This window comes from Flavobacterium sp. S87F.05.LMB.W.Kidney.N (assembly GCF_004366435.1).
Taxonomy (GTDB): Bacteria; Bacteroidota; Bacteroidia; order Flavobacteriales; family Flavobacteriaceae; genus Flavobacterium.
Genome location: NZ_SODX01000005.1, coordinates 153,542 through 173,829, shown reverse-complemented (window position 1 = coordinate 173,829; position 20,288 = coordinate 153,542). Strand labels below are relative to the sequence as shown.

The following is a 20,288-nucleotide window of genomic DNA, read 5'->3' as shown; positions in this document are numbered from 1 at the left end:
AAAGTTTTAAAACTAACACTTTAAGCTTAGATTTTCCATCAAAATCTAAAAATAATAAATATTAAAAAAAAGAGACATTTTTCAATGTCTCTTTTTTTGTTTTAAACCTTTGCAGTTTCTATAATTTTATCGAGCGTTATTGGTAAATCTCTTACTCGCTTTCCAGTGGCGTTAAAAACAGCATTTGCAATTGCAGGCGCCATTCCTACCAAAGCGGTTTCTCCAAGACCTTTTGTTCCCATTGGGTTACTGATTGGGTCTTTTTTATTAACGAAGAAAACTTCCTGCTTTTCAATATCGGCATTTACGGGAACGTGATAATCGGCGAAATTATTATTGATTGGCCTTCCGAAACGATGATCGATTTCGAGTGCTTCCATCAATCCCATTCCAATTCCTCCTACTGCACCGCCGTACATTTGCCCAGCGGATGTTTTTTGATTGATAACCGTTCCGATATCGGCACAGGAAACCACATGCGCTAATCGTATTTTACCCAAATTCGGATTCACTAATACTTTTACAAAATGCACTGAAAATGAATAAATAGAATATTTCTTAGCTTCCTCTGTACCTTTCGATTGGTTTTCAACTTCTATTCCTTCTAATTTATTTGCAGTAAGTAATGAAGTTAAACCAACCTTTTTGGAACTATCTTTTTTAGAAGAGATCACACCATTTGAAAAAGTTAAATCTGTAATCGGAATTCCTTTTAGAGATGGATTTTCACTTGCCAGCCCAAGCACTTTGCTTATTAATAAATTACAGGAATCATGAACTGCAGAACCTACAGATGAAGTTGTTGCAGAACCTCCCTGTGTGGGACCTTTTGGCAGTCCGCTTTTTCCCATTTCAATAATTACATTTTCTGGCGGTACTCCAGTAATTTCAGCGCCAATTGCAGTCATCATAGTTGCCGTTCCCGGTCCCATATCATTTACGCTGCATTGAAGTACCAAATTTCCATCTTCTAAAAATTTAGCTTTTACAGCTGTTGGGTTTCTGTAACTTCCAAAAGTTCCCGTTCCCATTCCATAGCCTACCAGCCAGTCGCCTTCTTTCACTGAACCAGGTTTGTTTTTACGGTTTTTCCATCCAATACGTTCCATACCGCCTTCGTAACATTCTAAAAGATATTTACTGCTCCACGGTTTATTTTGTTCCAGATCTTTTTCCGCATAATTCAGTTTTCGAAACTCAATCGGATCGAGATTTAATTTATGCGCCATTTCATCCATTGCAGATTCTAATGCAAAAGAACCCGTTGCCTCGCCTGGACCTCGCATCCAAATTGGTGTACAAGTATCCAAAGGCACAATGCGATAACGCGTAGAAACATTCGCACAATCATAAATAAATCGGGACATGTTTACGGTTCCTTCCATAAAATCCTCATAGCTGGAAGTCATCGCAACGGCTTCGTGTGTTAAGCCAGTCAGTTTGCCTTCTTTGGTTGCGCCTAAACCCATTTTCTGAATGGTATAGGGTCTGAATCCAACATTGGTAAACATTTGCTCGCGATGCAGAACTAATTTTACCGGACGATTTAGTTTTTTTGCTCCAATTAAAGCTGCGATTTCATAAGGCCAGGTGTGTAAACCCATTCCAAATGCACCTCCAAGATATTCAGAATGCACCTCAACATCTTCAACAGGTACACCAAAAACTCCGGCAACACTTTTACGAGTTCCTTCGACACCTTGACTTTTGGTATACAAAATCGGTTTATTTCCATCCCATTTTGCGATAATATTGGCAAGTTCCATCGGGTTATGAACTTCGGTTGGAATGGTATATTCTGCTTCTAAAACAACCTCTCCATTTTTATATCCGTCATGCTCACCGCGATGGTAGTCATTTCCTTTATCGGTTTCAACCTTTTTCTCTTTATCTACTGCTTTTTTAAGTTCGGTCGAATGTTCTTCTTTGAGATAATCGGCTTTAATTAAACTTGCTGCATACTGCATACGCTCGAAAGTATCGGCAATAACCAATGCAATCGGCTGATCGTAGTACAAAACCGAATCATCTTTAAAAATCTGAAGCGGCTGACCGAAATTATGTTTGTCTTTCGCCTTTTGATAGCCAACAGGTTTATCCACATTTAAATGTGTGATAACTGCTAAAACTCCAGGCGCCCACTCTGCTTTTTTAGTATCAATGGTTTTGATTCTTCCTTTTGCGATCGTACTTCCAACCAAACACGCATATACAACACCAGGCGTTTTATATTCGGCAGAATATGTTGCAGAACCTGTTACTTTAGCAAATCCGTCAACTCTATTAATATTACTTGTCTTGCTCATAATCTAATTATTTTGATGCTGCTATTGTAAGTGCTTCTGTTATGGCATTGGCTCCGAGTGTTAATTTAAAATCATTATCACCGTAACTTCTGGCGCCTCTCATTGCTAAATCTGCTGCCTGTTTAAAAATCCCTTCTGAAATTGTTTTCCCTTTCAGAAATTCTTCTGCCTCAGTTAATCTCCAAGGTTTATGTGCCACACCGCCCATAGCAAGTCTGACATCATTAATTTTATCATTTTTAAGATCTAAAGCCACAGCAACAGAAACCAATGCAAAGGCATAACTGCTTCGGTCACGTACTTTTAGATAATGTACATTTTTAGTGAAATTATTGTCTGGAATTTCGATTGAAGTGATCAATTCTTTATCTTCCAAAGTATTGTCTTTTTCTGGCTTATTTCCCGGCAGACGATGAAAATCTGTGAATTTAATTTGTCTTTTCCCTTTTGGACCTTCTACCAAAACATTAGCGTCTAATGCAGCCAGCGCCACGCACATATCGCTTGGATGAACGGCAATGCAGCTTTCTGAAGCTCCAAAAATTGCGTGCATTCTATTTACACCACCAATAGCGCCGCAGCCGCTTTTAGGAACACGTTTGTTACAAGGCATATCCGTATTGTAAAAATACGAACAGCGAGTACGCTGTAACATATTTCCGCCAACCGTTGCCATATGTCTTATTTGTTGTGAAGCTCCTGCTGCCAAAGCCTGAGCGAGCAAAGGATGTTTTTCTTTAATGGATGCATCTTCGGCAACTTGACTGTTTTTGGCTAGGGCGCCTATAGAAACTTTTCCTTTTAAAAATTCAATCTGTTTTAAATCTAAAGCTGTAATATCTACCAGTTTATCTGGAGCCACTACATTCTTTTTCATTAAATCAACCAAGTTTGTACCGCCGGCAATAAACATCGCCTCTTTTTCTTTCTTGATATTTGAAACAGCAGATGCTGCTGACAATGCTCTTATGATCTGAAAATTTTTCATATCTCCTTTCCTCCTTCCTTCACTTCAGTTATAGCATCAACAATATTGTGATAAGCACCACATCTGCAGATATTACCGCTCATATATTCTCTGATTTCTTCCCTGCTGTTAGCATGACCTTCTTTGATACAGGCAATCCCAGACATAATTTGTCCTGGCGTGCAGTAACCGCATTGAAAACCATCATTTTTGATAAAAGCTTCCTGCATCGGATGTAGTTTTTTTCCGTTTGAAAGACCTTCGATTGTAGTAACCTGTGCATTTTGCTGCATCGAAGCCAAAGATAAACACGACAAAATTCGGGTTCCGTTTACGTGAACCGTACATGCACCGCATTGTCCGTGATCGCATCCTTTTTTAGTTCCGGTAAGCTGCAATTGTTCTCTTAACAAATCTAGCAAAGTGGTTCTTGGTTCGATATTAAGATTGTGTTTTTTGCCATTTACTTCGATAGAAAGCGGTACTGTCTCCAAATATTCCGCTATTTTTTCGTCCCATTTATTCTCGGATGCCATTACCAATGAAGGGGGTGTCAAGGCGAGAGCGGTAAAAAGTCCTGATTTTTTTATAAAGTCTCGGCGGGAATTGGAGTCTTCCACACTTACTTTATTCGGATTTGTTTTTTTTGAAGCCATTCAGTCTATCTTTAAATTAGCAAAATCACTTTAGGTATTCTAACAAATTTAACAATCTTAATTCACAAAAAGTTATAAAATTCAAACATTACGCTTATTTAGAATAATTACAGTTTCTCATAACTTAACCGTAAAGAACGCTAGTTTTTTTTTATATAGATTGTTGTGAAAAAAACGCAAAGTCCGCAAAGCTTCATCAATCCCAGCTTTGCAGACTTTGCGCTTTTTTATAACTTTTTATTTTTATTAAACCTTTGCGTGCTTTGCGGTAAAAAATACCAAACATTTATAGTTTTTTTAAATCTGGAAATTTTCAAAATTGTATTTTTACGAGAATAAGTCAAAATTATGTTTCAAAACCAAAATATTTATCTGGATAATAATGCTACAACTCGAGTTGATGAACGAGTTCTAAAAGCTATGCTTCCTTATTTTACAGATTTCTATGCCAACTCGACTAGTCAGCATATTGCGGGATTAACCGTTAAAGAAGCCGTTGAAAATGCTGCATGGCAGACAGCAGATTTAATTAATGCAGATGCAGAAGAAATCATTTTTACTTCTGGAGCAACAGAAGCAATTAATTTAGCGATAAAAGGTCTAGCCGATCAGGATCGAAAACACATTGTTACAATTGCTACTGAACACAAAGCCGTACTTGAAACTTGTGCTTTTATGGAAAATATAGGTTTTACAGTAACGTATTTACCAACTAGTTCTGACGGCATTTTAGATATTAAACTTTTAGAAGAAATACTAACCAATAAAACACTGGTTTTCATTGGAATGTTTTCTAATAATGAAACAGGTGTTATTCAAAACATTGCTGAAATTTCTAAGATTCTGAAAGCTAAAAATGTGCTGTTTTTTTGTGATGCTACTCAGGCCATCGGGAAAATCCAGATTGATGTTAAATCTTTGGGAATTGATCTTTTAGCATTATCAGCGCATAAGTTTTATGGTCCAAAAGGAGTTGGTGCGCTATATATTTCGGCGAAAGCCAAACTAAAATTAACTTCACAGATACTTGGCGGCGGCCAGCAGCGTAAATTACGAAGTGGGACGCTAAATGTCCCTGGAATTATTGGTTTAGGTAAAGCGTGTGAAATAGCTGTAAATGAATTAGAAGAAGATCAATATAGAATTGAATTATTACGTAATAAATTAGAATCAGGATTACTTCAATTTGAAGGTTCTTTTGTAAATGGAAATACTCAAAATCGCATTTGTAATACTTCAAATTTATGTTTTCCAGGTGTCAATTCAGAACAACTGATTATGGCTTTAGGTACTATTTCGGTTTCAAACGGAGCATCTTGTTCGGCAGTAACTTCTGAGCCTTCTCATGTTTTAAAAGCAATGGGATTATCGGATGAAGAAGCTTTGAGTTCGATTCGGTTTAGTTTGGGAAGATTTACTGCCAAAGAAGAAATTGATATTGTTATTGATCGTGTGCTTTTTTTGGTTCGTGAACTTTACTCGAAAATATAAGAAAAAAACTTTGCATCTTTGAACCTAAAATCAACAAATCAACTCATCATAATCCTCTTGGGTATCAATATCAATATTCCCTTTTTCGAAGATAATGGAAGCCGTATCTTCAGCATACTTTTTAATGAGTTTTTTTGCGCCTTCCTGCCCTTTCAATTCCAATAATTCACGAAAGTATTTTTTATGGAATAAGACTGGCGTTCCTAAAGTTTTGGAATAGGCAGAAGCAACAATTGCTTTTCCTGTTTTATCATATTCGTTTATAAGGTTTTCAAATATTGAAGTCGTTACAAAAGGCTGATCGCAGACTGCAAAAATACATTGCTCACAATCGGGATTTAAAAGCAGTATTTCGCTTAAACCTTTTACAATTGAAGACGACATTCCTGTTTCCCAATCTAGATTGAAGCAAGTAGTTATTTCAGCAGAATTAAGCTCTTTTAAAACACTTTCACTATTTGCGCCTGTTACCACAACCACAAACGAATTTTGAACTTTAGAAGCTTCTAAAATTGTATTATTTAAAAGCGTTGTCTCTTTGTACTGCAATAATTGCTTTGGCCGTCCTAATCTGGAAGAACTCCCTGCAGCCAAAATTACAATGCCTATTTTATTTTGGAATTTATTTTCCATAATGAATTTCATCATGAATTTTACCTGACTTATATTTTAAAGAAGCTCCTTGTCTTTCGGTAGAAAACGCTTTAATTTCAGAGACTATAGAAAGCGCAATTTCTTCTGCTGTTTCAGAACCAATATCTAGTCCGATTGGACTGTAAATTCTATTAAGCTGTTCTTCATTTAGAAAAACACCTTCTTTTTCGAGATCATCCAGCATTCGGTTCAACTTTGATTTTGGACCTAAAATACCAATGTACTGGCAGTTTGTTTCTAGTAATAATTTTAGAATTCCCAAATCATATTTGTAATTGTGCGTCATTAAAACGAAATACGTTTGATCGTCAATACTAATATGCTCTAAAAATTGTTCGGGGTTTGTAACAAAAACTTGATCTGCTTTTGGAAAACGTTTTTGTACGGCATGAGTGGCACGACCTTCCGCAACGGTAATTTTCCATCCTAGAATCGAAACCATTTCTACTAAAGGCTGTACATCATTTCCTGCACCTGCAATAACTAGAGAAATTGGAGGTTTTATATATTCAATTAAAGCTTCATCATCATTTTTTCCCTGAAGTTTTTTAACTACAGAAGTTTTGGTTTTAATAACTTCTTTTACATCCGAAATTAAACTCAAAACTTCATCATTATGATTTATAACAGGACTGTCTTTTCTGAAAAATAATGTGGTTCCAATCTGAGAAGCATTTCTTTTTAAAGAAAAAACAGTAACAATAACAGCTTCTTTCCTTTCTAATTCTAATTGCTGTAAAAGCTGAATTGAATTATTCTGAACCTCATCGTCAATGTATTCAAAAAGAATATGTACTATTCCGTTACAACCAAGTTGTAGACCAACTTCGGCATCATTTTCATTACTTGTGTTATAAGTAACTAGTTTATTTTGTTTTTGATTAATCGAAAGAAGTGCTTTTCGTAAAGCATCTCCTTCCAGGCATCCGCCGCTTATTGCGCCGGTCAGCAAACCATCTTCTGTAACTAACATTCGTGCGCCTGCCTGTCTGTATGAAGATCCTTCGACTTTAACTACAGTAGCCAGGGCTGTTTTTTTTCCTTCGGATTTTGCTCGAGAATATGCTTTTAGTATTTCGCTGATTTCTTTCATATAAATATTCGCCAACAAAATTTACGTCGACGTCTTTTGAACAAGTGATTATAAAAATACAAATTAAAAATTTAAAGCGAAATAATTCCCATAACAAAAGCTGTATGCACTGCCTCTGCCGTATTGGTTACTTTTAGTTTTTCAATGATATTCTGTCTATGACGACGAACTGTATATACGGAGATATGCATTTCTGAAGCGATCTGCTCGCTTTTGTTCCCTTTTGCAACGCTGGTTAAAACTTCTATTTCTCTTTTTGAAAGAATCTTTTCAACCTGATTTTTATACTTTTTAGAATCTATTACTTCACCCGTTTGTATATTGATAATTTTTCCATCGATTCCAGTTCGGGGCTGTAGATCTGTTGAAGGTAAATATAAACATAGCGCCAAAGAAATACTGCCGTTGCTGAATGTTTTGAGATAAATAGTGCGATGATTGATATACGAACATTTTTCTACAGAATCTCTCATTCTTAAACGACTGAAAGTACTGTAATTACTATATTCTTCTTGTGGAATTCCTTTTAAAAACTGATAAAAATTGAGTTCTAAAACATGACGTTCGACTAAATCATCTGGATTTATTTTGGTAAAAATACATTCTTCAAAAGCCGAATCAATTACCGAATTTGCATCTGGAAGTCCGAATACAGCACCGAAACTTCCCGCATAAATATAACTGCAATCTGACTGATAATCGGATAGAACTGCCACACATTGTTCGATCTTTACATAATTGCTCACAAATTGTTTATACATTTCAATATCATTTGATTCTCCTATATCAAATTTTTGTTCTAAAAATGTAGTCATTAACTGGTTTTCGATTGAAAGCTTCTGTGGCATTTAAAAGAGGAATTGGTTAATTTTACGTATTGCCCTTCTTGAAAAGCAATTTTAATTTTGGAAAACTAAAAATATCATTTAATATCCCAAAAAAGACCATTATGAAAACATTTTTTTACAAGACATTCATTATTTCAAGCCTTTCTATATTTCTAAGCTGTAATTCTAAAAATGAAACTACAAAAGCCACAACTGCAGAAGAAACCAAAAAAGATTCAGCATTTGTAAATGGTTCACCTTGTGATATTAAATTATCTGCCATACATTTTACAAAAGCAGTTAACGGTGCAGATACTTTAATTAAAACTGAAAAAGACGAAAAAATTATATTTAAAGCTAGCGAGAAATCAGATTATTTTTCTGATCCTGATGGAAAATTATCCAATAACACTGCTCCAATGCTTTTGTCTAAAGTCGACAACACCAAACCTTTTACGCTTACCGCGAAAGTTACGCCTGAGTTTACCGAAAAAGGACTGTACAATGCTGGTGTTTTATACATTTATGTAAATGATAGTTTCTACCAAAAATTTTGTTTTGAACAAGACGAAAGAGGAAATCACAGAGTTGTAACGGTACGCACAATGGGTACTTCTGATGACAATAATCATGATGTTGTAAAACAGCCTTCTATTTACATGAAAATTTCTTCGGATACCAAAACGGTTGCCAGCTATTATTCTCTTGATAAGAAAAACTGGCAGATGGTTCGATTGTATAAAAATAATTATCCAAAAGAAATCTGGGCTGGAATTAGTACGCAGTGCCCTGTAGATAAAGGAACTCAAAGCACATTTGATCAAATTAACTTGGAAGAAAAAAGTGTATCTGATTTTCGCTTAGGGATTTAATTTCAATTTTTACGATACCTTTTTTATTGTTTAGGTAATCATTTTTTAAAATGATTGTATGATTTATAGGACTAAGTTTTGTATTTTTATATTTATCAAAAATAAAGTATTACCTAACTTAAATAAAAAACTACATGGGAAAATTTGTAATTACTAAAAGAACCAACGGTGAATTTCAATTTAATTTGAAAGCTGGAAATGGCCAGACCATTTTAAGCAGCGAAGGTTACTCTACTAAAGCAGGTGCTGAAAACGGAATCGAATCTGTTAAAACAAACTCGCAGGATGATTCTCGTTACAATAAAGAAGAATCGAAAAGCGGCAAACCCTATTTTACATTAAAAGCTGGAAACGGACAGATAATTGGTTCTAGCGAAATGTATGAAAGTACTTCTGCAAGAGATAATGGAATTGCATCTGTAAAATCAAATGCTCCAGACGCAGTAATTGACGACCAAACGGTATAATTACAAACTGTTTTAAACATAAAAAAAGCGAGGTAAATGCCTCGCTTTTTCTTTATCTCTATATTTTATTTTAATCCAATAAAAACACAATCAATCCTCTGGCTCCATGAGCACCTAGAACCAAAGACTGCTCGATATCTGCGGTTTTTGACGGACCTGCGATAAAAGTTCCGAAACCGTATTCCATGTTTCCAATTCTATTATACGCTTGCTGCATAGTTGGTAAAATGTCTTTTTTGTGAACCACAATTGCTAAATACTGCGCAATAAAAGGTGCCACGCGTTGTCCTAAAATATCATCTGTTACCCAAAGTCCGCTGTTTTCTGCTACGCCAAAATGTGCTTTTATAACTGTTAATTCAACATTCTGCAGTGAATGCGGATCGACCGTTTTCCAGTCTAAAGAAGCAATTTCAGAAAGTTCTGGAAGCGTTGTAATGAGCCTTTTTTCTAGGTTATAATTGGATTTGATGTAATTGATGATTTCATTATAATCAGCAACTTCAACTGGGTCGCCACCAATTCCCTTTAAAACCGTTTTATACGTTTCCAGCACATCAAATTGTTCTGAACCTAAAAGACTTAAATCTGGCAGATCAGCAACCAAATCCGGCTGATTCAGTTTTATTCTATTTAAAATTTCTGCTTTACTACTCATTGTCTTTCGATTTAGATTCTCTTGAATTTTTCTTGTACCACTCTCTAAACGATTCTTCTGGAACGTCTGGCATTTCGCGTTGATCGTACCATTTATTCATCTTATTATTGACCATTCCTGGAATATTCTTCATTACAAATCGGCCTGATTTTCCAGCAATATTAAAAACCGTTGGATTTGCCAATACAGTTGCCATCGTTTTCATAGCTACGGTTTTAGAAGTCGGTGTATGACCTTCTTTCACCAAAACCTGACGCCATTTGTACAATTGATCGTGAATATCAATCTTAACAGGACAAACGTTTGTACAAGAGCCGCAAAGTGTACTTGCAAATGGTAAATCGGCATTTTTGCTCATGTCTAAATTGGGAGCCAAAATAGAACCAATTGGACCTGCAACTGCATTATGATAACTATGTCCGCCACTTCGTCTGTAAACTGGGCAGGTATTCATACAAGCACCGCAGCGAATACATTTTAACGAATTTCTAAAATCTTCTCTGCCTAACTGCTTGCTTCTTCCGTTATCTACAATTACAATGTGCATTTCCTGACCGTCTCTTGGCTTTTTGAAATGACTAGAAAAAGTTGTTATAGGCTGACCCGTTGCACTTCTAGCCAATAATCTTAGAAAAACACCTAAATGTTCTCTTTTCGGAATCAGCTTTTCAAATCCCATACACGCGATGTGGACGTCTGCAAGATGCGCACCCATATCGGCATTTCCTTCATTCGTACAAACTACAAATTCTCCAGTTTCTGCAACGGCAAAATTTACTCCCGTCAAAGCTACTTTTCTAGTCAAAAAAGTATTTCTTAAACTATGACGCGCCGATTCTGTTAAGTACTGCGGATTGAAATTTCCTTTTTCGGTACCTAAATGTTCGTGAAAAGTTTCGCTTACATCTTCTTTCTTTAAGTGAATCGCTGGAAGTACAATGTGGCTAGGTGGTTCTTTACGAAGCTGGACGATATATTCACCTAAATCAGAATCGATAACTTCAATTCCTTTTTCGGCTAAATAATCATTTAAATGGCATTCTTCTGTAAGCATCGATTTGGATTTCACCATTTGCTTTACATCATGTTTTGCCATGATCGAATGCACTATTTCGTTATGCTCTTTGGCATCTGCTGCCCAATGCACAATTATTCCGTTTCGCTGAGCATTAGCTTCAAATTCAACTAAATAGTCATGAATATTGGAGAGTACATTATTTTTGATTTTGGAAGCGGTTTCACGAAGCAGTTCCCAATCGGCAATTTGATGAGCAGATTTGTCACGTTTCGCACGCACAAACCAAAGTGTTTCATCATGCCAATTGACACGCTCTACATCTTTGTTGAATTTGGTTGCGGCTTCGCTGTGCGGTATTATTTTTTCTGATGACATTTTTAATTATTTAAAAGTCAATTTTGAAATCTTTACTATTGGTATGTTCTATTTAACCGCAAAGTTCGCAAGGTTTTTACGCAAGGTTCGCAAAGCTAATTTTTAATCTTAGCGTGCTTTGCGTATTTTTTCTTTGCGAACTTTGCGGTTAAAAAATACACTCAACATTTATTTTAATTTTCGAGTGAATTTAATATTTCAGCAATATGAATCGTTTTGATCCTACTTTTTTGTCTTTTTAAAATACCTTCTAAATGCATTAAGCAAGACATATCGCCTCCAGTAATATAATCCACATTATGGCTTTCGTGATCTTTAATACGATCTTGTCCCATTTTCACAGAAACCGCTTCTTCGGTAACGCAAAACGTACCTCCAAAGCCACAGCATTCGTCTTTTCTAGTTAAGGCAACCAAATCAAGACCTTCAATATTGTGTAATAATTGTTCTGGTTTAGAGAAAAATGGTGCGTTTAATTCAGACATCTGCGAAAGCTTTAATCCACGCTGACCGTGACAACTTACGTGCATTCCAACTTTATAAGGAAATCTTCCGTCGATATGGTCAATTTTTAAAATGTCGGTTATAAACTCTGTTAGTTCGTAAACCGTATTTCGAATTGCTGCTGCTTTATCTTCTTGGGTTTCGTCGTGCAAATGGTCTTTTACATGTAAAACACAACTTCCAGAAGGACAGACGATATAATCAAATCCAGAAAAATTGGCAATAAAATTGGCGTCACATCCTTTTGTCAAATGTGCATAACCGCTGTTTGCCATTGGCTGTCCGCAGCAGGTCTGCCCCATTGGAAACTCGACGTCACAGCCTAATTTTTGAAGTAATTCGTAGGTTGCAATTCCTACTTTTGGATAAAATTGGTCGACATAACAAGGTATAAAAAGTCCAATTTTCATGTTGTAGTATTTAGTGTGTTGTTCATTAGGCGTATACTGTAAAAATGTAAAAAATACGTTTCTCAGCAAATTTACAACATACAGACCGTTTTTACCTAATGTTTATAGAATTTCAAGTCAATTAAATCGTTCTGAATTGGTTTTGGATTCCAGTTTTGATGAATGGCCAATGCCGCGCCCAATGCACTTGCCTGCGCCATCGAAGCCGCATAGACTTCTACATCTGGAAAAGCTTCTGCTAACAAATTCATATAAATAGAATTTTTGCTGAAACCTCCGTCTACAAAAATCTTTTTTACCGGGCTGTTATGAATAACTAAATTGGTAGAAAAAACCTGCTGTTCTACCAAATCCAGCATTAATTGATGATAAGCCGTTTCGTAATCTTTATAGTAAGAAAGATCTCTTTTTTGAAAAGGACATTCTTTTAAAATATCAAAATCGTACTTTTTAGGATAGATAATTTGAAAATTGAGCGAGCGTAAATTGGCTACGATTTTCTTATCAAAATAAACTTCTTTGTACGTATCAACAGGTACATTAAAATGCTGTGCCAAACGTTTGGTCTGTACTTCATGTTCGTTTCCTGCAAACAAACGCGCCGCTTTTACAGGCTTTTCGGTGTATTGCATATAACAAAGACAGTCGTTTTGCAATTCGTCAAAAGTTAGAGGTTTATTATTGAACGGATTTAAAGATATACTCCAAGTTCCTGTTGACAATAAAACAAAAGGTTCTGTAAAATTGATCGTGTATGGAATAATTGCGGATGAACTATCATGAAGACCAACACCAACAGCAAGATTATCGCTATTCATAATTACATCTTTACCGTAATGAATCGGTGGAATTTTAGATGCTATATTTTCTTCTTTCAGCCATTTATGATATTTCATTTTTTTGAAATTCCACAAATTCGTATGACAGCCAATACTGGTAATATCGGCGTATGCTTCATTGGTTAAAAGAAAACTCAAAAACTGCGGCAGGTGCAGACAGTATTTTATTTTTTCAAATATTTCAGGCTTTTCTTCTTTCAATCGGTAAATCTGCATTCCCGAATTTAAACTGCCCAAAACTGGAGAAGCCGTTTTTACAGCAAACTTTTTCTCTCCTTTATATTTTTCATAGAATTGAGTTTTTAATTCCTCTGGATAATCTTTAAGATAATTATACAGAGGAGTTAAAACTTTTCCTTTTTCGTCAATATACACAAAACTAGCTCCGTAAGTACTGAAATTGATCGCTTTCAAAACATATTCTGTCAGCTCTTTTATTTCAGATAATCGGTCTAAAATCCAATTTTTAAGTACTTCGATATCTTCACACGGAAATCCATCTTCGTCTGTGGTTTCTTCCAGATTTACCGATTTCTCCCAAACAATTTTATAATTTTCGTTAAATAAAAAAACCTTTTTGTTTGTTTTACCAATATCAAAAATCGCAACTACATTCATTTTTTTAATTGTAAATTATGAATTATAAATTGTGAATTGCAGAATTATGATTTTTTACTAAGTCTTTTATTAACTCATAACCCATAACTCCTAACTCAAAATTACAATCCCGTTGCCAATGTTTTTAAACCTCTTTCGCCAATTAGGTTTTCTCTAACCTGAAGTGAACGATATAATGCTACTGGATTTAAAGCCGCGCCAGAACGAAGACGAGCTTCTGCTACTAAAGCGCGAACATCTGTACGGAATGCATTTTGAAGAATTTCTTGTGCTTTTACGACGTCATTTTCTTCTTGTGCCTGCTCTAATGCTTTTCTATCTACAGAAAGTGCCTGAGCGTAAGCAATCATAATCGCTTCTACAGATTGTAATAAATCTTCTAAAGGATCTTTGATGTTGTGAGAAGCATCGATCATCCAGCCTAAATCTTTGGCGTGATTCATTCCTCTTGCATCCATTCCTTCTACCAATTCATTGAAAATCAAGAATAATTGATACGGTTTTAAAGCTCCAGCAGTTAAATCGTCATCGCCATATTTTGAATCATTAAAGTGGAATCCGCCTAATTTGTTTTCCATCAATAATAAAGAAACAATCTGCTCAATATTAGCGTTTGGAAGATGGTGACCTAAATCGACTAAAGTCTGCGCTTTGTCGCCTAACTTTTTAACATACGAATAAGACTGCCCCCAATCTGCTACAGTCGTAGAATAAAAGTTAGGCTCTGCGCATTTGTATTCTAAAAATAATTTCCAGTTTGAAGGTAATGCATCGTAGATTTCCTCTAAACTTTCTAATGTATTTTGGTATGCTTTTCTGAAGTTTAATTGTCCTGGGAAATTAGAACCGTCTGCTAACCAAATGGTAAGCGACTCAGATCCTAATTCGATTCCGTGCTGGATAACTTCTATATTGTGAGCAATTGCCTGTTTGCGAACTGCTTTATTTACGTTTTGTAAAGAACCGTACTTATATGAATTTGAAGCATCTGCCTGATCTTGAAAAGTATTCGAGTTCATAGCATCGAATTTTAATCCGTGTTGTGCTGCAAGTGCTTTAATTGAATTGTAGTTGGTTGGGATATCCCACGGAATATGAAGTGAAATGGCTCCAGAAGCGTTGTTTAATTTATGAAGTAAACCAACATCTTCGATTTTTTCTTCGATAGAACGAGGTTCTCCGCCGCCAGCAAAACGTCCAAATCTTGTTCCTCCTGTTCCTAAAGCCCAAGATGGAATTGCAATTTGAAAGTCGATTAATTTCTGGATAATCGCTTCTGTACCATTTATTTCTGATGCTGTAAAAACTAATTTGTTTTGGTGTTTTTTTAATAAATCTTCGTTATGAGATTCAATGTGGTTTGATGAGATTAACATAGTAATTTGATATTTTAATAGAGTTTACAAGATATATAATTTTATACTTTTAGTTTACTTTTTAACACACAGTTCCCAATTCACACGCGGATTAGACGGATTCGCTATCGCGAAAACGCTGATCTACACAGATTTTTTTTTCCTGATTTGACGCAGATTTATCTTGAATTATATACTAATTAAGAATAAAATTAATCTGCTTAATCTGTCTAAATCTGCGTGAAACAAAAAAATCCGTTTTATCTGTGTCTTCGCGATAGCGAATCCGTTTCATCTGCGTTTTATGAGTTCCATGCGTTTAAATACTTCAACTTATAAATTTATAATAATTTAAACTCTGGTTTTTACTTCACTTTTTTTGTTTTTTATAAGTTTAAAAGCGATGTGTCTAAAAAAATCTAACGTTCGAAAGATTCGAACGTTAGACCACAAAAAACCACTTTTGCTTAAACAAACTTATATAAAAAACCTAAACAATCTTTATCTATAAAAGCCCATTGCTACACCGCCGTCTACGTTTAATGCGTTTCCTGTAGATTTACCAAGTAAACCTCCAACAAAAGCATAACAAGCATTTGCGATATCATCAGGCAATATGATTTCATTTAATAACGTACGTTTTGCATAGTAAGCTGGCAATTCTTCAACTGTTACTCCATATGCTTTTGCACGACCTTCTGCCCATCCGCCAGACCAAATATTAGAGTCTGAAATTACGGCATCAGGATTTACTGTATTCACACGTATTTTGTCTGCTCCTAATTCTGCAGCCATTAAGCGTGTTAAGTGCGCCTGTGCTGCTTTAGCCGAACCATAACCCGGATTGTTCGGACCTGCAACTACAGCATTTTTAGAAACGATATTTACGATATCTCCTCCAAAACCTTGCTTGCGCATTACTTCGATTCCGGCTTTAGAAACAATGAATTGTCCTTTTACCAAGATATCGTATAATCTGTCCCACTCTTCTAAAGTGTGTTCTGCGATCGATTTAGAAATACTTATTCCAGCGTTGTTTACTACGATGTCAACACCTCCAAAAGCTAAAGAAGCTTCGTCTAATGCTTTTTCTGTGCTTACTTCATCAGTAACATTTAACAAAGTACTAGAAACGGCATCTTTTCCAAATGTTTTAATAAACTCAGCTGCCGCACCTTCTAAACGCTCTTCGTTAATATCATTAATTACAACACAAGCACCTTCCTGTGCGAATTTTTTAGCGATAGCTTTACCAATTCCGCCTGCAGAACCTGTAATCAACGCTACTCTTCCAGATAATGCTTTTGGTTTTGGCATACGCTGTAATTTTGCTTCTTCTAATAACCAATATTCGATATCAAAAGCTTCTTGGTGCGGTAAAGATGTATATTCTGAAACTGCTTCAGCGCCTTTCATTACGTTTACTGCATTGATGTAATATTCAGATGCTAAACGCGCCATTGTTTTATCTTTAGCAAAAGTGAACATACCAACTCCAGGATATAAAATCACAACTGGGTTTGGATCACGCATTGCTGGTGAATTAGACTTTTTACAAGCATTGTAATAGTCTTTGTACATGGCACGGTAAGCTTCAAAAGCAGGTGTTAATTTTGCTTTGATCGCATCAACGTCCGATAAGTCTTCGTTTGGATCTAATTCTAAAACCAATGGACTAATTTTAGTTCTCAAAAAGTGATCTGGACAAGATGTTCCTAATGGAGCTAATTTTGAAAGATCATTAGAATTAATAAATTCCAAAACTCTTGCATCATCTGTATAATGTCCAATCATCTGGCGCTCTGACGAACAGAAACCTCTTAAGATTGGAGCTACTTTCGCTGCTTTTAATTTACGATCTGCTTCAGGAAGACTTTCAATTTTCTGACCTCCAAAAACAGGACGTTTTTTTCCGTAATTATTCTCTAAATATGAAGCACATTTCTCGATTACTTCCAGCGTATTAATATAACTATCAAACGCAGTATCTCCCCAAGTAAATAAACCATGAGAACCTAACATGATTCCGCGTAGTTTTTTACCGTTTTTTGCTGCTTCTTCTAAACAAGCTCTTAACTGAAGACCAAGATCAAATCCTGGACGCTGCCAGCCTACCCAGCCAATTTCTCCGTTAAATAATTCTTCTGTGATTTTCTTTCCATCTTTCGCTGCAGCGATAGCAATTGCCGCGTCTGGATGTAAGTGATCGATATGTTTGAATGGAAGAAAACCGTGTAAAGGTGTATCGATAGAAGGTGCTTTTGAAGCTAAATCGAAAATACAGTGGTTGAATAACTCTACCATTTCATCTTCAAACTCGATTCCTTTGTACACATTTTCCAGATTACGAAGTCTGTCTAAATACAAAGCCGCACAACCTGATTTTGTTAATGTTCCAATATCTCCACCAGAACCTTTAATCCACATTACTTCAGAAGATTCTCCTGTTAAAGGATCTTTATCTGTAATTTTTACAGAAGTGTTTCCACCTCCGTAGTTGGTCAATCTTAAATCAGCTCCTAACAAGTTAGAACGATAAATAAAAAGCGCCACTTCATCTCCTGCTAATGCTGCTGCCTTAGCTTCATCCCAAAGGTAGCTTACATGCTTAAAATTCATATTAATTGTGTTTGTATTCGACATATACTATTTGTATTATTTCTTGTATTTATTTATAATGAGTTACCAATTCCTACCAAAACGATTGCAAGCATAATAAGCCCAATGCCCCAGAAAAAAGTACTTAATGTTTTTTTAGAAACACCTTTCCATTCTTTCAAATAAAATCCCCAAAAGTTTGCTGTTAAAATAATGGTCGCCATGTGCAGAATCCAAGAACTGGCACCATTCCCCAGTTTGCTCTCTCCCATTCCGTAAAAGAAAAATTGTAAAAACCACATGGTTCCGGCAAGAGCAGAAAACAAAACATTTTTAGTGATCGGGGTAGATTTATCTGTGTAATTTTTTATTGATTTGTTTTTAAAATTCAAATAAAGACACCAGATAAAGTTGGTTGTTAATCCGCCCCAAAGCAAAACAACATAAGTCACATTATTTTGAAATAAAGGATTAGAGCCAGTTATTACCGCTTGCTCTGCCATTGATTTTCCTGCTTCGATTCCGTAATTAAAAAATGAGCTTAAAATTCCTGAAATCACAGCAACAATCAGTCCTTTTACCAAATTGAAATCTTTGTCTTTATCCTCATGCCCTGTCGCAAAGTCTTTTTCTTTAAGCATTCCTGCTTTTCCAGAAATAGCAATTCCTATAAGATATACCACCACTCCCAATAAAACTATCTGCCCACCAGTGTTAGAAAGCATGTGAGAAAAAGAAATCTTACCTTCTGTTGGAACAAAATCATAGTAAATGGATGGAACTAAAGCTCCAAATGCAGAGCAGAATCCTAAAGTAATTGAATTTCCTAAAGACATTCCCAAGTAACGAACTCCCAAACCATAAGTCAAACCACCAATTCCCCAGATTAATCCCATCGAATATGTAAAGGCTTTTATTGATGGGGAAGCTTCTGCAATAATCTCAACAAAATTTGGAATCGTTAAATAAGCTGCGATTGGCGGAACGATCAGCCAAGAGAAAAATCCTCCTACCAGCCAATAGCTTTCCCAAGCCCAGTCCTTTACTTTTTTAAAAGGCATATAAAAACTACCTGAAGAAAATCCTCCGATAGAATGAAAAATAATTCCTAATAATGATTCCATTTAATAATTTTTGGTTTAAGGTTTGTTTGATAGTAATTTGGTTTTGTAAAATAATAGAATGTCAAAAACAAAACTGTCCTGTACTATCCTTTATAGTTCTTGTGTTTTTTTGTTAAAACTAAGGATTATTAGAAATAAGGCACTGTAATTATTGGGTAAATAAATTTAAAATAGCTATTTTAGCAATCGATTTCGTAATTATTGAATCCTCATTTAGGACAAAATTCAAGAATTATAAAAAAAGTATTACAAGCCTTATTATATTCTCTTTTTTAAAAAAGTAAAATAATTTAGCCACTATAGTTATTTCACTTAAAAAAAGAGGAAGAAAGTTAGAATCAAAATTGGTTTCGTCGAAAGATGAAACAAATTTCCAAGACATAATCATGATTAAACTAATTAAAATAGACGAAGATTCAAGAGTACCTAAATACAAACAGATTGTTGACTCTATTCTTCAAAACATCGCCAACGGAAATTTAAAAATCAACCAAAAAATTCCCTCCATAAATAGTTTTAGTGAAGAATTTTATATGTCTCGAGACACTGTCGAAAAGGCTTATAATATTTTGAAGGAACGTAAAATTATTTCTTCGATTAGAGGAAAAGGATACTACATTACAAGAACAAAACTAGAATCGAAAGTCAATATTTTGTTCCTGACCAATAAACTGAGTTCTTATAAAATGAAGACTTATAGTTCTTTCATTAATACTCTTGGAGCAAATGCACATGTTGACCTGCAAATTTATCATTGTGACGAAACTTTATTTTTGAACATTTTAGATAAGTTTGAAGGCGCTTACGACTATTATGTAATTACAACCCATTTTAAAACTGACGAACTCAAGCATTTGAGTTTTACAGATGAAGTGGTGAATGCCATAAAAAATATTCCGACAGAAAAGCTGGTTGTTCTGGATAATATTAAATTAGGAACCAGCGACGATGTCATTAAGATTTATCAGGATTTTGAAAATGATATTTACAATGCCTTAAAAGAAGGCCTTTCTAAAATAGCCAAATACAAACGCTTAATTTTAGTTTATCCCGACAAAGCTGTTTATCCATATCCAAGAAGAATTTTACATGGATTTAGAAAGTTCTGTGTCGAACATGATATCAATTTTGAAATTTTAAGTGAAGTTTACGATGATATGATTCTTAAAAAAGGAGATTTATTTATCACCATTGAAGAATCTGATTTAGTGAATTTAATGAAACAAATTCGTGATGAAGAATATGTTTTAGGAAAAGAAATTGGAGTTATTTCTTATAATGATACACCTCTTAAAGAACTATTAGGAATTACAGTAATGTCAACTGACTTTAATATCATGGGTGAAACAGCCGCACGAATGATTTTGAATAAAGAAAAAGGTCAGGTAAAAGTTCCTTTTAATTTTATTGATAGAAATTCTATTTAAGGCGCTAAGGTTCTGAGATGCTGAGTTTT

Annotated in this window: 17 protein-coding genes; 4 read left to right on the top strand and 13 right to left on the bottom strand. The window is 35.1% G+C overall.

Annotation, left to right across the window (positions count from 1 at the left end):
• Positions 1 to 101 precede the first annotated feature (101 nt).
• The 3 genes from EDB96_RS16325 to EDB96_RS16315 are packed head-to-tail and all read right to left on the bottom strand — an operon-like array spanning position 102 to position 3,929.
• A complete protein-coding gene (locus EDB96_RS16325; RefSeq protein ID WP_134141969.1) occupies positions 102 to 2,306 on the bottom strand; it encodes a xanthine dehydrogenase family protein molybdopterin-binding subunit in 2,205 nt (734 codons plus the stop codon).
• 7 nt (positions 2,307 to 2,313) lie between these two features.
• Positions 2,314 to 3,294 (bottom strand): FAD binding domain-containing protein, encoded by a 981-nt coding sequence (locus EDB96_RS16320; protein WP_134141967.1) that lies wholly within the window; start codon positions 3,292 to 3,294, stop codon positions 2,314 to 2,316.
• The gene (locus EDB96_RS16315) at positions 3,291 to 3,929 is read right to left on the bottom strand and encodes a 2Fe-2S iron-sulfur cluster-binding protein (RefSeq protein ID WP_057116158.1); all 639 of its coding nucleotides are present in this window, start codon (positions 3,927 to 3,929) and stop codon (positions 3,291 to 3,293) included. Before EDB96_RS16315 ends, EDB96_RS16320 begins: the two co-directional genes overlap by 4 nt.
• A 348-nt stretch (positions 3,930 to 4,277) precedes the next feature.
• Here EDB96_RS16315 and EDB96_RS16310 point away from each other — a divergent pair, with 348 nt between their 5' ends.
• Positions 4,278 to 5,420, top strand: coding sequence for a cysteine desulfurase family protein (locus EDB96_RS16310; RefSeq protein WP_134141966.1), 1,143 nt, complete (start codon positions 4,278 to 4,280; stop codon positions 5,418 to 5,420).
• Between the two features lie 30 nt (positions 5,421 to 5,450).
• Here the strand turns inward: EDB96_RS16310 and EDB96_RS16305 are convergent, their stop codons facing one another.
• The 3 genes from EDB96_RS16305 to EDB96_RS16295 form a co-directional block, all read right to left on the bottom strand.
• Positions 5,451 to 6,053: an NTP transferase domain-containing protein gene (locus EDB96_RS16305; RefSeq protein WP_243839366.1), complete on the bottom strand. Its 603-nt coding sequence runs from the start codon at positions 6,051 to 6,053 to the stop codon at positions 5,451 to 5,453.
• Positions 6,043 to 7,167 (bottom strand): XdhC family protein, encoded by a 1,125-nt coding sequence (locus tag EDB96_RS16300; protein ID WP_134141965.1) that lies wholly within the window; start codon positions 7,165 to 7,167, stop codon positions 6,043 to 6,045. Before EDB96_RS16300 ends, EDB96_RS16305 begins: the two co-directional genes overlap by 11 nt.
• Positions 7,168 to 7,238: 71 nt before the next feature.
• The gene (locus EDB96_RS16295; RefSeq protein WP_243839365.1) at positions 7,239 to 7,982 is read right to left on the bottom strand and encodes a response regulator transcription factor; all 744 of its coding nucleotides are present in this window, start codon (positions 7,980 to 7,982) and stop codon (positions 7,239 to 7,241) included.
• A gap of 134 nt (positions 7,983 to 8,116) precedes the next feature.
• Here EDB96_RS16295 and EDB96_RS16290 point away from each other — a divergent pair, with 134 nt between their 5' ends.
• Both EDB96_RS16290 and EDB96_RS16285 read left to right on the top strand, forming a co-directional pair.
• Positions 8,117 to 8,866, top strand: a complete 750-nt coding sequence (locus tag EDB96_RS16290) for a DUF1349 domain-containing protein (protein ID WP_134141962.1) — start codon at positions 8,117 to 8,119, stop codon at positions 8,864 to 8,866.
• Positions 8,867 to 9,000: 134 nt separating this feature from the next.
• The gene (locus EDB96_RS16285; protein ID WP_057116163.1) at positions 9,001 to 9,333 is read left to right on the top strand and encodes a YegP family protein; all 333 of its coding nucleotides are present in this window, start codon (positions 9,001 to 9,003) and stop codon (positions 9,331 to 9,333) included.
• A 70-nt stretch (positions 9,334 to 9,403) separates the two neighbouring features.
• Here EDB96_RS16285 and EDB96_RS16280 read toward each other — a convergent pair whose 3' ends face one another.
• The 7 genes from EDB96_RS16280 to rhaT all read right to left on the bottom strand — a co-directional run bounded on the left by EDB96_RS16280 (position 9,404) and on the right by rhaT (position 18,832).
• Positions 9,404 to 9,991 (bottom strand): lactate utilization protein C, encoded by a 588-nt coding sequence (locus EDB96_RS16280; protein ID WP_134141961.1) that lies wholly within the window; start codon positions 9,989 to 9,991, stop codon positions 9,404 to 9,406.
• Positions 9,984 to 11,384 carry a lactate utilization protein B gene (locus EDB96_RS16275; RefSeq protein ID WP_134141960.1) on the bottom strand — a complete coding sequence of 467 codons (1,401 nt, stop codon included), beginning with the start codon at positions 11,382 to 11,384 and terminating at the stop codon, positions 9,984 to 9,986. The genes EDB96_RS16280 and EDB96_RS16275 overlap by 8 nt, the downstream gene beginning before the upstream one ends.
• Positions 11,385 to 11,557: 173 nt before the next feature.
• Complete coding sequence (locus EDB96_RS16270; RefSeq protein ID WP_134141959.1) at positions 11,558 to 12,298, bottom strand: (Fe-S)-binding protein; 741 nt, start codon at positions 12,296 to 12,298, stop codon at positions 11,558 to 11,560.
• Between the two features lie 95 nt (positions 12,299 to 12,393).
• On the bottom strand, positions 12,394 to 13,755 hold the full coding sequence (locus tag EDB96_RS16265) for an FGGY-family carbohydrate kinase (protein WP_134141957.1): 1,362 nt from the start codon (positions 13,753 to 13,755) through the stop codon (positions 12,394 to 12,396).
• A 101-nt stretch (positions 13,756 to 13,856) separates the two neighbouring features.
• The gene (locus EDB96_RS16260) at positions 13,857 to 15,131 is read right to left on the bottom strand and encodes a TIM barrel protein (protein ID WP_134141956.1); all 1,275 of its coding nucleotides are present in this window, start codon (positions 15,129 to 15,131) and stop codon (positions 13,857 to 13,859) included.
• 480 nt (positions 15,132 to 15,611) lie between these two features.
• On the bottom strand, positions 15,612 to 17,753 hold the full coding sequence (locus EDB96_RS16255; protein ID WP_134141955.1) for a bifunctional aldolase/short-chain dehydrogenase: 2,142 nt from the start codon (positions 17,751 to 17,753) through the stop codon (positions 15,612 to 15,614).
• A 29-nt stretch (positions 17,754 to 17,782) separates the two neighbouring features.
• Positions 17,783 to 18,832, bottom strand: coding sequence for an L-rhamnose/proton symporter RhaT (rhaT, locus tag EDB96_RS16250; RefSeq protein ID WP_134141953.1), 1,050 nt, complete (start codon positions 18,830 to 18,832; stop codon positions 17,783 to 17,785).
• Between the two features lie 386 nt (positions 18,833 to 19,218).
• Here rhaT and EDB96_RS16245 point away from each other — a divergent pair, with 386 nt between their 5' ends.
• The gene (locus tag EDB96_RS16245) at positions 19,219 to 20,259 is read left to right on the top strand and encodes a GntR family transcriptional regulator (protein WP_057116171.1); all 1,041 of its coding nucleotides are present in this window, start codon (positions 19,219 to 19,221) and stop codon (positions 20,257 to 20,259) included.
• Positions 20,260 to 20,288 lie beyond the last annotated feature (29 nt).